General features: G+C 41.9%; 13 protein-coding genes. All 13 read right to left on the reverse strand.

The window, feature by feature from the left end; translation table 11 throughout:
- Positions 1-162: 162 nt before the first annotated feature.
- Complete coding sequence (locus IIB50_01935; protein MCH7529855.1) at positions 163-420, reverse strand: DUF378 domain-containing protein; 258 nt, start codon at positions 418-420, stop codon at positions 163-165.
- A gap of 86 nt (positions 421-506) precedes the next feature.
- Positions 507-1790 (reverse strand): peptidoglycan DD-metalloendopeptidase family protein, encoded by a 1284-nt coding sequence (locus IIB50_01940; protein ID MCH7529856.1) that lies wholly within the window; start codon positions 1788-1790, stop codon positions 507-509.
- Between the two features lies 1 nt (position 1791).
- Entirely contained in the window at positions 1792-3213 is a 1422-nt protein-coding gene (gene gltX / locus IIB50_01945; protein ID MCH7529857.1) for a glutamate--tRNA ligase, read from the reverse strand.
- A 51-nt stretch (positions 3214-3264) separates the two neighbouring features.
- On the reverse strand, positions 3265-4401 hold the full coding sequence (gene murG / locus IIB50_01950) for an undecaprenyldiphospho-muramoylpentapeptide beta-N-acetylglucosaminyltransferase (protein ID MCH7529858.1): 1137 nt from the start codon (positions 4399-4401) through the stop codon (positions 3265-3267).
- 88 nt (positions 4402-4489) lie between these two features.
- On the reverse strand, positions 4490-5593 hold the full coding sequence (gene ftsW, locus IIB50_01955; protein ID MCH7529859.1) for a putative lipid II flippase FtsW: 1104 nt from the start codon (positions 5591-5593) through the stop codon (positions 4490-4492).
- Between the two features lie 14 nt (positions 5594-5607).
- Positions 5608-6681, reverse strand: a complete 1074-nt coding sequence (locus IIB50_01960) for a hypothetical protein (protein ID MCH7529860.1) — start codon at positions 6679-6681, stop codon at positions 5608-5610.
- Positions 6682-6731: 50 nt separating this feature from the next.
- On the reverse strand, positions 6732-7703 hold the full coding sequence (locus tag IIB50_01965) for a D-alanyl-D-alanine carboxypeptidase (protein ID MCH7529861.1): 972 nt from the start codon (positions 7701-7703) through the stop codon (positions 6732-6734).
- The gene (aspS, locus tag IIB50_01970; GenBank protein ID MCH7529862.1) at positions 7703-9031 is read right to left on the reverse strand and encodes an aspartate--tRNA(Asn) ligase; all 1329 of its coding nucleotides are present in this window, start codon (positions 9029-9031) and stop codon (positions 7703-7705) included. The genes IIB50_01965 and aspS overlap by 1 nt, the downstream gene beginning before the upstream one ends.
- Before the next feature lie 4 nt (positions 9032-9035).
- Complete coding sequence (trpS, locus tag IIB50_01975) at positions 9036-10022, reverse strand: tryptophan--tRNA ligase (GenBank protein MCH7529863.1); 987 nt, start codon at positions 10020-10022, stop codon at positions 9036-9038.
- A gap of 53 nt (positions 10023-10075) precedes the next feature.
- Positions 10076-10621, reverse strand: a complete 546-nt coding sequence (locus tag IIB50_01980; GenBank protein MCH7529864.1) for a hypothetical protein — start codon at positions 10619-10621, stop codon at positions 10076-10078.
- A 27-nt stretch (positions 10622-10648) separates the two neighbouring features.
- On the reverse strand, positions 10649-11707 hold the full coding sequence (gene dnaJ, locus IIB50_01985; GenBank protein ID MCH7529865.1) for a molecular chaperone DnaJ: 1059 nt from the start codon (positions 11705-11707) through the stop codon (positions 10649-10651).
- Positions 11708-11843: 136 nt separating this feature from the next.
- Positions 11844-13277: an Hsp70 family protein gene (locus tag IIB50_01990; protein ID MCH7529866.1), complete on the reverse strand. Its 1434-nt coding sequence runs from the start codon at positions 13275-13277 to the stop codon at positions 11844-11846.
- Positions 13268-14041 (reverse strand): aconitate hydratase (locus IIB50_01995; GenBank protein MCH7529867.1); only part of this gene is annotated, 774 nt, incomplete at its 5' end. The genes IIB50_01990 and IIB50_01995, both read right to left, overlap by 10 nt.

Raw genomic sequence — 14041 nt, forward strand, 5'->3', positions numbered from 1 at the left:
TGCCCTTTTGCATGTCGTTTTGAAACAAAGCGCCCAGTGATAGAACTTCGATATAAGACTTTCTTTTTTGAATACCTGCTATTTTTCGTCTTCTTTTTCATCCCGTTAGAGGCAGGTCGCGATCGCAACGATTGCGGGGATTTTTTGATGTCTTTTGCTAAATTACACTGATGGGTTTCCCCCTTGTCCTCCCATCTGAGGTGCTCCCTCACCTCCTGTCGAACATTTATTGCAATTTCCTTTGTGCATAACAAGTTCATATACTGCAGCCAACCCGATAAGCACATAAATTGCACGTGAGACAATCTCTTCAGATCCTCCAAAGAGCATCCCTATTTCCCATTGAAATGCTCCAAGTGCAAGCCAGTTCAAGCCACCTATTATCAATAGAAACCATGCTAACATGTGAAATTTTTTCATGTTACATTGCATTATTAAAAACTAATAATCGACATTTTCAGTATATCAGAAGGCATATCAATGAATAGTAAAGTTATATACATCTCTTATAGATATGACAGCGGATTAAGGTACGCCTTGAGATCTGCCAGTGGAATAGTGTAAGTACCAGCACACACTCGGCTCTTGAGATTTCGTATTTCAACTCCTTGGCTTGCGTACACCGCAAAGTGTAAATGTGGTCCAGTGGAGTAACCCGAGTTGCCACTATATCCGATAACGTCTCCTGTAGAAACTTTATCTCCTTTCCCTACACTGATAAGTGATAGATGGGCGTAAAGCGTTGAGAGTCCGTTATTATGCTTTATTAGGACCCATTTTCCATATGAAGCATTTGGGCAAACATTATCAGTATTCCCAATCCCCATTATGGTGCCGGTTAGGGCTGACTTGATTCGTGTACCCAATGATGCGCGCAAATCAATTCCATTATGTCCACTACCGTTATATACCTGAGGATTGGCACTTGCAAATTTTGTATTGCCAAAATATTGTGTCAGAGTTACTGAATCAAGCGGCCACGCAAGCACTCCCTCCCCTACTGGCGGAATGCTTTCTGGATCTATCGCAAAGCGAAGCTGAGATTCAAACTCAAATAGTTCTCTCTCGAAAGCAGCTCGCAGTGCTTCTTTCTCTTCTATCAACGTTTTATAGTTTGACTCTTTGTTTTTTGTGACAGTCAACAAATTATCTTTTTCTTTTCTTACGATATCAAGTACCTTCTTCTGATATGAAAGTTCGTTTTTAAAACCAGTCAAATCCTGCTTTTTCTCTTCAGATTCCTGTTTGTTCTTCTCAAGCTCCTGTTTTGTATTTGAAAGCTCTCTCATTTTATCGCGCACTCCCGTTTGAAAGCGTTGTAGCTCCTCAACTTCATTCCAAAAGTCTGAAAGATTGTCATATGCAAGTAATAATTCAATAAGTGAATCAGACTCCATAAAGTCCATAGAACGAATACTCTTGGCTACCGCGAGAGAATTTTTCTTTAATCTGAATTCCTTTTCATCAATATCAAGTGCTAATTTATTAATAGTCAGTCCGGTCGCGCTGATTTTATTTTGAGTGAGATTAATGTTAGCACCAATTTTTTTCCTTGAAATATCAAGAGTTTTGACTGCGCTTTCCAAGCTCTTTTTTTCAGTTCCTACAATTTCTAACTGCCCTTGGTACTCTTTAATTTCTTGTTCTATGTCTCCTATTTGCGCGTTTTGATTTGATATTTTTACTTTTAAATCATCTATCAATGCACTGTGTGCAAAACCAGGTATCAACAGTAATCCTGTCAAAAATAGTACCGACAATATTTCAACCTGTGATGTGTGATATGTCATATTAAGAAATTTTTTTCAATGCATATTTCAGACGGAGAATCGTCTCCTCTTTTCCTAAAATAGCACTCACGACGAAAGGATCCGGAGATTTTTCTCTGCCAGTGAGTGCGTAGCGCATTGGCCAGAGCACATCCCCTTTTCCTTTCTCCTGTGCGTAGGACCAAACACTTTCTTTGACCTGCTCGGTAGTAATTAAATTACCTTCAAGCGTATTTATTTTTTCTATCAATACTTTGAGATGCGCTTTGACTTCATTGAGACTCCCTTTGTCTTTCCATAAAAGTGCAGTAGTAGTATAGTCTGGCTGCTCAAAATAAAACGAAAGCTCTCCTTCTAAGGCAAGTTTTTCGACTTCTCCAAAGTAAGAGATTCGTTCTTCTAGTACGGGAATGATGCGATCGATTATTTCCTCATATCGTTTCAATTGCGTGATTGATTCTGGTATCGCATCTTTAATTCTCTCATGTCTTTCCTCCTCAGATAAATGTTTTATGTACTCCTTATTAAACCAGTTTAGCTTATCGGTTGAGAACACAGCACCTCCTTTTTGTACTTCTTTGATATCAAATTGTTCCACCAATTCAGAAAGAGTGAATAGCTCATCGTCAGTTCCGGGATTCCAACCCAGCAGTGCCAGATAGTTGAGTAGCGCCTCTGGAAGATACCCATCTTCCTTATATTGACATATCGGGGTTGCACCACTGCGCTTGGACATTTTTGAGCGATCTGGAGCCAATATGAGCGGAATATGGGCATATTGAGGTCTCTTTATGTCTAATGCCTCTTGTATCAATATCTGACGAGGAGTGTTAGAAATGTGGTCATCTCCTCGAATGACATGGGTAATCCCCATAAGGTGATCGTCCACAACGACTGCTAGATGGTAAAGTGGCTCGTCTGTGGAGCGAGCTATGACAAAATCCCCAAGCTCTTCTGTGTTGAAAGTTATTGTGCCACGGATCATGTCATCAAAAGAGATTTCTTTGTTTGGATTTCTTAAACGAATGATTTCAACCTGCGCGTTAGGGTCATCTTTACTCACTTCTTTGGAGATATAGGCAAAATCATCTGCAATAAGTCTCGTAATGTGGTCTTTGTAAATTTCTAGTCGCTCACTCTGGCGATAAAAATTGTCACTCTCAAGTCCAAGCCATTTAAGCCCTTTGAGAATGTCTGTTTCAAACTCTTTAGTGCTTCTTTTTTTGTCGGTGTCTTCTATGCGCAGAATAAATGAACCACCATATTTTTTTGCAAACAAATAGTTAAACAACGCACTACGGGCTGTGCCAATATGAAGAAGTCCTGTTGGGCTGGGAGCAATTCGAGTAACTACCGTACCGACATTGTTTTTTTTGTCATTATTTTTCACTCCGATAGTGTTAGAAAGCACTTCCGTAAATCTACGGTAAACTCCATATACCACATAGTACTCTTTTTACTACGTAATACATAAACAGAATAGCATGTATTAACGCTACCTTGGTTCATGTGCAACTGCAATATCTACAAGCGCCTCGGCTATTGTGCGAGCAGCACCAAGGCTTGCAAATTTCTTTGCTTCTTTTTTCATCTTTTCTTGCAGTGTAGGATCTGAGATCAAGCGGTCAATTTCAGACATGAGCAATGATGGAGTGATGTTGTCTTCTTCGAGTATAATTGCAGCACCTGCACGAGCGTACGCAAATGCATTTTTTCGCTGATCGTGTGAAATACTCTCTGGAATAGGAATAATGATGGAAGGAAGCTCCCATGTTGCTATTTCAAAGATTGAACCGGCCCCCGCACGAGATATTACCAGTGTAGCAGCACCTGCTGCCATGCGCATAGCAAGTGTATTTAAATAATCAAACGGTTTATACCTGTCTTTGTGCTGGCTTTTTTCTAAAATAACTTCAGCTGTTTCGGAAACCTGCTTGATGTGTTTTTTACCTGTTTGGTGTATCACCTGATAGTGTTCTACCAAGCGAGGTAGTGCTCCTAACACAATATCATTTATCGTGTCGGCTCCTTGTGAACCACCAAGTATAAGAACTGTCGGAATGTCTGGATCAAGTTTTAAATATTCATGCGCTCCTTGCGGAAGAGTCGTGTAGAGCTCTTTTCTCACTGGATTACCTGTGTGTGCTACATTTCCCACTTTAGGAAACATGGACGCGGTTTGTGGAAATGCTACAGCAACTTTCTGTGCAAATTTTCCTGACCATTTATTGACCCGTCCAGGAACAACATCAGATTCGTGTATGACAAGAGGTATCCGAAATAGTCGCGTTGCAACAACCGTTGGAAAACTTGCGTACCCACCTTTACTAAAAACAACATCCGGATAAATAATAAAGACCTGGAAAATTGCTTTGATTATCCCCCACCCAGTTTTAAATACATCAAAAAAATTCAGAAGTGAAAAATATCTGCGTATTTTCCCTGCCGAGCTCTTTTTAAAAGTAATATTGTTCTCATACAATGCGCGCTCATCGTATGGCTTAGGTCCGGTATAGAACAGTTCTGGGGTAAGCAACTTGCGCTCACGAGCTATCTCGTTGATTTCTTGGGCTACAGCTATAATTGGGTAAAAATGCCCACCAGTACCTCCTCCGGTAAAAAGAATTTTCATTCCGTGCTATGTTATTGGCTAGTACAGCCTGTTAATATTTACCAGTATAGCATACAGAGACAAGCTATTGGGGCATATCATCGTCACGTCACCGTTTTGAATATTTGGAAATATTAAGGATGATTCCAATTCCTGCCAGAGTGAATAAAAGAGCGCTACCTCCTTGACTGATAAATAAAAGTGGCAGTCCAGTAAGTGGAAATACTCCTAGCATTGACGCAATGTTGATAAATGACTGTGACACAATAAGCATCACAATACCTACCACCAGCAGACCACCGAAATAATCAGGAGCTTTTGAGGCGATAGAAAGTCCTCTGAACGCCAGAGTGAGAAATAGCGCAATTAAGATAAGGCTTCCAACAAAACCAAACTCCTCCGCAGCTACCGCAAAGATGGAGTCCCCCATTGCTTCTGGTAAGAAGTTAAACTTTTGTATACTTTGGCCAAATCCTCTTCCGAATATCTGGCCAGAACCGATAGCGATCAACGATTGCTGAATCTGATAGCTGGTTCCCAACGGGTCAGAAGCTGGATTGATGAAAGTAAGCAATCGCTCCATGACATATGGTCGTATGAGCGCAAGTAACGCTATGCTTCCAGCCGATACAGCCCCCAAAATCGCTAAATCGCGCAGACGTGCACCCGCAACGACAAACATTGCTATAGCAGTCACAAAAATTACCAGAAAAGTTCCTGTGTCGGGTTGCGCGAGTAGAATTGCCCCAATAACACCAAGCAGTATAAGAAGTGGCGCTATTCCATACCGCCACTCATGAATGTGGTTTCTAATGCCTGAAAGCCAAGCGGCAAAGTAAATCACAAAACTTAGCTTAAGAAGTTCTGCCGGTTGAAATGAAGGTAGAAATCCAAGCGAAAGCCAGCGTTTGGCTCCGCTAAATTCGATACCAAACCCTGGCACAAAAACAAGTAGTGTGGTGACAATAGAAAATAAAAATATAAAAAATGAATATTTTCTCCAAAAACGATAATTAATATGAGAAGTGATCAGTAAAGCAACTGTCCCTAAAATTATCCCTAAAAACAGCTGATTAAACGCAACAGTAGAAAATTTAGGACCATCACGAGCCAAGAGTCCTAAAGAAGCAGAAGTAAAAATAAAAAAACCGACAACTACCAATACGATAACTATAAATACAAATGGTCTATCTATCTTTTTTTTAAGAGCCACGATTGTCAATTATATTAACCAATGAGTGCGATGATTGTACCTATAACAGCAGTTACCGCGCTTACTATCCAATACCTCATAGTAACTTTATATCCAGGCCACCCCTTCGCTTCAAAATGATGGTGAAGCGGTGCAACAAGAAATACTTTCCTGCCATTTCTAAATTTCTTTGATGCAAGCTGTATTGAACTTGAAAGTGATGTTGCAATAAGTGGTAGTGCTATTATGGGAAGAACAAAAACCCCATGACCTCCTCCTAAAGTATCGGTCATAAATGCTACTGTGGTGAGTGTTATCGTCAGGCCCATCATACCGGTTTCAGACATATAGAAACGAGCAGGTGGAATGTTAAACCATAAAAATGCAAGTATAGCACCGACTATCATGGCAGAAAATGCGGCTAGATTTATTTGTTGTTGGTAAAATGCAATGCCTGCGTATGCCGAAAATATGGCCGCAAAAACACCACCAGAGAGTCCATCAATTCCGTCAATCACCCCTCCTGAATATATTGCCAGTGCAACGAGAATAAAAAACGGTATAAAGAGCATTCCCAATTCAAGTTCTCCCCAAAATGGAATTCCAATAGCCGACACTTCAAGTTTTTCAAAAAACCACCAGCCGACAAACAGTGCAATAGCCGAAACGGTAATAAGACGTTTTTTAAGCGAAAGACCGCCGGCGATATGGCCACCTCGCCCAGAAACTTCCAGAAAATCATCTACCAAGCCTACCAATGAGCCTACTATGAGTGTAAAAAATGGTATCCATGTTTGCTCTCGACTTAAAAAATCTAATTTTTGCGTAATCTCTGTTGGAAATATTTTTGATAGTGTCCAAATACCCATAATCGTAAGGAATGCACTAGCCCAAATCACTATTCCTCCCATTCGCGGTGTCCTCTTTGTCTCGTCGGCATGAAGTTTTTGTGAAATTGGTGCAGGCCTTCCGTCAGTTGCCACCGAGGTACTTCTCATTTTCCACAGTTTGTGTTTGTAGAGATAATGCGTAAGAATCGGCGTAATAAGCATACCGATAAAGAACGCGAGTGCTGCTGGGGTAATTACTTTGACAATATCAATAATCATGGTCTATGTTATTGTATCCTTCAAACATACTTTTGAAAAGCTGTTGTTGATTACTGGGCGATTGCTTTGAGGCTTGCTGCGACAAGTTTTTCAGCATCGACAAATCGTCCTTCTTGCGTTGAGCCCAATATCGATACAATGATTGGGTGGTTTATACCTGCATCAAATGCAAATACCAAATTCCCTCCCGCAAGTTCTGTGTATCCGGTTTTTGAAGCGATAAGCCCTGGTATATTGTTTACACTGTCATTGGTGTTACGAACCGAATGCCTAATGTTGCTCAGCGATGAAAAAATAAATGAGCTGTAACGTGTTAAATCCACAACTTCTGGAGCCTCGACTATAGCATACTCGAGCAAGAGCGCCATGTCTTTTGCTGACCCGTATGCTCCTCCTGTTCCGAAACTCGCGTCAAGACCTGTTTCATTGAGAAAGTATGTCTGTGTTAATCCTATTTCGGATGCTTTCTGGTTCATAAAATATACAAACGCTGTTTTGTTGTTTTGGTACTTCTCGGTCACTGTAGAAGCAATAGTCGTTGAGGTAGACAGTGCCCCAACTGCAGCTGCTACAGCACTTGCGGCGTCGTTCGATGATACCAGAAGCATAAAACCAAGCAATTCACCCAAACGCCACCGCTCTTCCATAAACAAACCGGTGTCTCCTTCCTCTGCAAGCGATTGTCCTTCAATAAGTACAACAGATGAGTTTTGTAATTTATCGGTGGCAACAAGTGCCGTCATTAGTTTAGCGATTGACGCGAGTGGAAGTTGCGCCTGCCCGTTCTTTGAGAACAAAACTTTTTGATTGTTAACATCCCACACGACAGTTGCAGATGCCTCAAGATCAATTCCGACAAACGGGCTTGGCTTTTGTTCTATTTCTATCTCTTGATTTGAGACAATGGGCACAGTGCCACCAAATAGCGCTGATATTCCAAACGCGACAAGCAGAGCACTGACGGCAAGTAGTGTCCCATTCTCAAATCGTTGTATTGTCTTATTTGGTTTTTCTATCTTCATTATTCTGAAAGCAATGTATCTATCCTGTTTAATTCACGCGGGAATAAAGTTGCCTCTTTTATATTCATAAGTCCTAAGAATTTTGCGGTCAATCGTTCAAGTCCCATTCCAAATCCTCCATGCGGAGGCATTCCATATTTAAATGCTTGCAGATAAAATTCAAACTGTTTTGGATCAAGTCCTTTGTCTTTCATTTTCTGTACCAGTGCATCGTAATCGTGGATTCGCTGTCCACCAGTATTTATCTCAATGCCACGAAACAAAAGGTCAAAACTTCTTGTGTAGCCTGGGTCTTTCGGATCGTCATAAATATACATCGGTCTTTTTTCTGATGGATAATGAGTAATGAAAATAAAATCAGAATTGTATTTTTCAAGCGCATAATCTGAAATCCATCGTTCGTGTTGAGGAGAAAGATCTGGTTCATTTGAGCATTCCTCTTCATACATCTCCCCTATTATTTTTTGTGCTTTTCTGAGTTTTATATCTGGAATTTTATTTGGAACCTTAACGTCCGCTATATCAAACATCGTAAGTTCATCTTTACAGTTCTTCTTAACACTCCCTGCAATATGTCTCATGAGTTTGCTGGTTAGCTCCATTACATCGTTATGATCTTCTATAAAGCCCATTTCAATATCCAAACTAGTATATTCATTCAAGTGACGTGTGGTGCTATGCTTTTCGGCTCGGAATACGTTTCCAGTTGTAAACACTTTTTCATACACTCCCACCATTATCTGCTTGTAAAATTGGGGGCTTTGTGCCAAATGTGCTGTCGTTTTAAAATAAGCAACATCGAAAACAGATGCTCCTCCTTCAGCATCTTGCCCAATGATTTTAGGCGATTGAAATTCAATAAAGCCCTCTTTCGCTAAAAATTCACGGAATGCAGCCATAATAACCATTTGTACTTTAAAAATCGCACGAGATTTACTTGTACGTAGTGTAAGTGGTAAATGGTCGAGATATGTGTCCAGATTCATTTCGGAATCTTTGTCAAATGGAAGTTCGTACGCTCGACTGAGAACAATAATTTCTGTGACCTCAATTTCTATATCACCAAGCGGAGTGTCTTCATTTACCATCTCATCTGGTCGCTTGTGCACCCTACCATGTATTTCAATCACCCACTCTGGACGAAGTTCGTTTCCGACTTCGTGTATGCTTTTATGCTTAGGCAAGAGTACTGTTTGGACTATACCGGTTTTATCGCGCACATCTAAAAAAATAAGTTTGCCATGATCGCGTCTGACATTCACCCACCCAAAGATTATAACCGATTTATCTATGTGCTTTTTTAAATCTTCAATATAAGTTCGCTTCATATTATTACTTACTAATTAGTGTTACTCCAATCTTTTTTCGTACATCAGCCATTTTTTCCTGTGCAATTTTACGTGCCTGTTCCCCTCCCTTTTTTAATACGTCATACACCATACTTTTATCTTTTGAAAGCTCGTTTCTCTTTTCTCGAAGTGGTGATACAAATGCTTCTATATTTTTAAACAAGATTTCTTTTGATTCCTTGTATCCAATATTCCCCTCTTTGTAGCGTTTTTCAAGTTCTGGTAGCTCACTCTCGCTAAAAAATTTGTGCAGGGCAAACACATTATCCTTCTCTGAATCCTTCTTATCATCTACTCCTTTTGAATCGGTAACAATTGACATAATTGCCCGTTTTAATTCATCGGTTTCCCCAAAAAGTGGAATGGTATTGTTGTAGCTCTTGCTCATTTTCTGTCCGTCTATTCCCGGAACAATGGCCGCATCTTCCAATATTAGTGCTTCGGGCACGGTGAATGTGTCTCCAAATATACGGTTGAATTTTCCTGCTGTATCGCGAGCGATTTCGATGTGCTGTTTCTGATCTTTCCCGACCGGGACAACATCGGCGTCATACATTAGAATATCTGCCGCCATGAGCATTGGATAATCAAAAGTACCCACACTGATTTCTTTGTTTTTAGCTTGCGAATCCTTAAAGGCATGGGCGCGCATAAGATACGGTACGGTGGTAATGCAATTGAAAATCCATGCGAGCTCTGTGTGCTCCGGAACATCTGACTGTTTGTAGAGAATCACTTTTAATGGGTCCAAGCCAAGTGCCAAATAATCAAGCGCTACACTTGTCGTGTACTCCTCCAATTTCTGTGGATCCTGAAGGGTGGTAAGCGCGTGATAGTCGGCAATAAAAATAGAGCTGTTATAATCATTTTGCAGCTCCACAAATTGTTTCATTGCTCCCAAATAGTTTCCGATATGCGGACTTCCTGTTGGTTTTACTCCTGAGAGCAGTGTTTTTTTACTGTCTGCCATTTGCAAAATAATAGCAGAAAATAAGCGGATTTGGAAGAAAAACAACTGTATATTTATTCTCCTAGTACTGAAATGAATATTCCAAAAAATGGAACGATGAGCCACCAGAAAAAGAGCTCCTCTGTGGCAAAGAGCGCGTCAATGGGTGCTCCGAAATCGTATAGCTCTTCTATGGGAAATACATGATACGAAAGTGCCAGTAGGAATGCCGTTGTCACGGTGCTGAGAATAGCAGCTTCAAACCACCGCCTGATACCACTCGATGTATACTCAGCGCAAACAACACGATGTATCACTAGAGAAAAGACTATGAACAAGACGAGAAACACTCCGACGGAAAGCAGAAGTGGATGGATTTCTTCTACTATAAGAGACGTTATATAATCCTCATATGGAAATACGGCAAACAGTGCATATGCGGCATACAATGATAACATCACGGCTATCATAGATCTCTTGCCGAAATGAGTTGCAAACCAAAAGAGAACCAGAGTCACTCCTATGATAATCATCATATCAGTAGGAAGTGAGGTAAAGTACCCATACAAGTCTGAAGCTTTCTCAACAGCAGTGCTGGTAGAAATATCCAAAATATCCATAGTAAAACTATAACACTATTGGGTGTGTTACACTCCTTCTTTTTTCAACTCCTCAATCAATTGTTTACTTTTTCTTGAAAGTTTTGTAGGTACTGTTATATTCACACGAATGAGCAAATCTCCTCGGTGATTTTTTGCAATTGTCACACCTTTTCCTCTGACTCTCAGAATCTCATTGAAAGATACTCCAGCAGGAATCTTGACGGTGATATCGCCATCTAGAGTTTGGATTGTGTAATTACCCCCGAGTAGTGCGTCTGTGAATTTGACGTTGAGATCCATTCGTATATTATTTCCCTCTTTGGTAAATATTTTGTCTTCCTGCACATGCACTTTGATATAAAGATCCCCCGGCATACCGTCTGATACTGCTTCTCCGTTTCCTGAAAGACGAATCATCTCACCATTACTGATGCCAGGAGGAATGGTAATCGCTATTTCCTCTTCCTGCCTTAATACTCCAAATCCTTTGCATTTATTACACTTGTCTTTCGGAATTGAGCCTGTTCCACGGCAGGTATCACATACACGAACACTGGTAAAAGTGCCGATGAGTGAGCTCTTGGTCTCATGTATTTTCCCTTTTCCGTTACAAATATTGCAGGTTTTGAATTCAGAGTCTTCTTTTGAACCACTACCACTGCAAGTGCTGCATTTGGAAATTTTGGTGAGCAATACTTTCCGCTGTGCTCCAAATACAGACTCTTTAAATGATACCGCTATGTCAATTGAAATATCACGCCCGCGTTTAACACGCTCTCTTGTTGCGCCACCGAAAAATTCATTAAAAATATCCCCAAAATCAAAATTTTGAGCGTTAAATCCTGCCCCTCCTGTAGATCCCTCAAAGCCCTCAAATCCGGCATTTCCACCATCACTGAACGTTCTTCCGTATGCATCAAACTCTGCGCGCTTCTTGTCATTCGAGAGCACACCGTAGGCTTCGCTGACCTCTTTAAATTTAATTTCATCACCGTCTTTTTTGTCCGGATGATATTTATGGGCAAGTTGCCGAAATGCTTTTTTGATCTCCTCCTTGCTTGCCCGCTTCGATACCCCCAAAATATTGTAGTAATCTTTTGCCATTCTTTTTAGTTTTCTAGCTTTTTAGCTTTTAGCTGGTTAGTTTTTATTTCTCTAATGCCTAGCAAGCTAGGCTTTAATAAGCTAACGTGCGGTTCATTATCTCACAGGCAGATTCCAAATGCCAGTAACGCCACTACTATTTTTCAGTAGTATTCTCACCCTCATCTTTCTTTTCCTCAAATTCCGCGTCTCTGACTTTTTCATCTGCTGTATCTTTTTGCCCCCCATCTGCACTATCGCTTCCTTTTTTACTCTGTTGTTTATTCTGGGCGGCTACTGCCTCACCTATTTTTTGCATTTCTGTTGACAATGCTTGGGTTGCGCTTTTTATTGCCTCAGAATCATCTCCATCTTTCACTTCTTTAAGTGCCCCAATTTTTTCCTCAACACTCTTTTTTATATCATCTGAAATGCTTTCTCTGTTGTCGGTAAGAGCTTTTTCAGCTGTATAAACAAGATGGTCTGCTATGTTGCGAAACTCTACCGTTTCTTTTTTCTTTTTGTCATCAGCACTGTGTGTTTCCGCATCTGCTTTCATTTTTTCTATGTCCTCGTCAGTAAGTCCTGAACTTGCTTCAATTTTTATGGATTGCTCTTTACCACTTGCTTTGTCTTTTGCTTTGACATCAAGAATTCCGTTCGCATCTATATCAAAGGAAACTTCAATCTGAGGCATACCACGCACTGATGGAGGAATGCCATCAAGTACAAATCGCCCCAAGCTTTTGTTGTCGGTTGCCATTGAACGTTCTCCTTGAACCACGTGGATTTCAACAGAGGTTTGGTTGTCCGCCGCAGTTGAAAAAACTTGAGTTTTAGATGTTGGCAGTGTTGTGTTTTTCTCAATGAGTTTTGTAGCAACTCCGCCGAGTGTCTCGATGCCAAACGAAAGCGGAATAACATCAAGGAGAAGTATGTCTTTGACATCTCCTTGTAGTATTCCCGCTTGGATTGCAGCACCAAGTGCCACAACCTCATCTGGGTTTATGCTTTTGTTTGATTCCTTGCCGAACAGTTCTTTAACTGCGTCTTGTATAGCTGGCATCCTTGTTTGTCCTCCGACTAAAATTATTTCATCTATGTCCTTGATTTCAAATGGAGACTCCGCTATTGCCTCTTTTGTAATTTTAATTGAGCGGTCTATGTACTCTCGTGCCAGATCCTCAAGTGTCGCTCGTGTCATCTTAAAAAGCAGGTGTTTCGGCCCTGATGCGTCTGAGGTGATAAATGGAATATTAATTTCCGTTATTTCGCACAGGCCGGAAAACGCTACACTCCCCAATTTGACACAGGCGATACTCTCAGGAATGGAAGAACTATATATTCCTCTGACCTTGACGCCGATGGTTTCCCTGATGAACTCTTTTCCAGAACCGCGGAGTATTGGGCGTGGGGTAATCTTAATTTTCGGAAGTGGTTTTATTTTGGGGGAACGGAATTTTCTTTCATAGTAGAAGTCTTGAACCTTTTTAACAGGAAAAACTCGAACATCATCAACCGAGTTACAGGCAGAGCTTACGAATTTGGTGATCCGACTCCGAACAGTTGGAACGACCCGCTTTATCCCGATGTCGTCGCGCCGATTTCAGCGCCCATGTTGCAGATCGTGCCCTTGCCCGTGCAGGAGATCCCGAGCGCGCCGTCGCCGAAGTACTCGACGATGGCGTCCGTGCCGCCCTTCACGGTGAGGATGTCGGCGACCTTGAGGATGATGTCCTTGGAAGAGGTCCATCCGCTGAGGGTCCCGGTCAGCCTCACGCCGATCAGTCTCGGGAATTTCAGTTCCCAGGGCATGGCGGCCATGACGTCGACCGCGTCCGCGCCGCCTACGCCGATGGCGATCATCCCGAGTCCGCCCGCGTTGACCGTGTGCGAATCCGTGCCGATCATCATGCCGCCGGGGAAGGCGTAATTCTCGAGGATCACCTGATGAATGATGCCCGCGCCGGGTTTCCAGAAGCCCACGCCATACTTATTCGACACGCTACCCAGGAAATCGTAGACCTCTTTGTTGACCTCGTTGGCCTTCAGCAGGTCGGCAACCGCGCCCGTATCCGCCTGGATGAGGTGGTCGCAATGAATCGTCGAGGGCACCGCAACCTTCGCCTTACCCGCCTGCATGAACTGCAGCATCGCCATCTGCGCCGTCGCGTCCTGCATCGTCACCCGGTCGGGACTGAAATCCACGTAGGCTCCGCCGCGCTTAAAGGCCTCTTGAGGGAGGGCCTCCGCCAGGTGGGCATAAAGGATCTTTTCCGTATACGTCATCGGGCGCCCGAGCAACTCGCGCGCCTTCGCGATCTTGTCCGGCAACTCCGCGTAAACCTGCTTAAT

This window comes from Patescibacteria group bacterium (genome assembly GCA_022560785.1).
Taxonomy (GTDB): Bacteria; Patescibacteriota; Minisyncoccia; order Phycocordibacterales; family JADFSL01; genus JADFSL01.

What these genes read in the sequence shown, in the direction of transcription:
- IIB50_01935 (MCH7529855.1), bottom strand. Translation starts at nt 420, where the DNA reads ATGAAAAAATTTCACATGTTAGCATGGTTTCTATTGATAATAGGTGGC.
- IIB50_01940 (MCH7529856.1), bottom strand. Translation starts at nt 1,790, where the DNA reads ATGACATATCACACATCACAGGTTGAAATATTGTCGGTACTATTTTTG.
- murG (MCH7529858.1), bottom strand. Translation starts at nt 4,401, where the DNA reads ATGAAAATTCTTTTTACCGGAGGAGGTACTGGTGGGCATTTTTACCCA.
- IIB50_01960 (MCH7529860.1), bottom strand. Translation starts at nt 6,681, where the DNA reads ATGATTATTGATATTGTCAAAGTAATTACCCCAGCAGCACTCGCGTTC.
- IIB50_01965 (MCH7529861.1), bottom strand. Translation starts at nt 7,703, where the DNA reads ATGAAGATAGAAAAACCAAATAAGACAATACAACGATTTGAGAATGGG.
- aspS (MCH7529862.1), bottom strand. Translation starts at nt 9,031, where the DNA reads ATGAAGCGAACTTATATTGAAGATTTAAAAAAGCACATAGATAAATCG.
- trpS (MCH7529863.1), bottom strand. Translation starts at nt 10,022, where the DNA reads ATGGCAGACAGTAAAAAAACACTGCTCTCAGGAGTAAAACCAACAGGA.
- IIB50_01980 (MCH7529864.1), bottom strand. Translation starts at nt 10,621, where the DNA reads ATGGATATTTTGGATATTTCTACCAGCACTGCTGTTGAGAAAGCTTCA.
- dnaJ (MCH7529865.1), bottom strand. Translation starts at nt 11,707, where the DNA reads ATGGCAAAAGATTACTACAATATTTTGGGGGTATCGAAGCGGGCAAGC.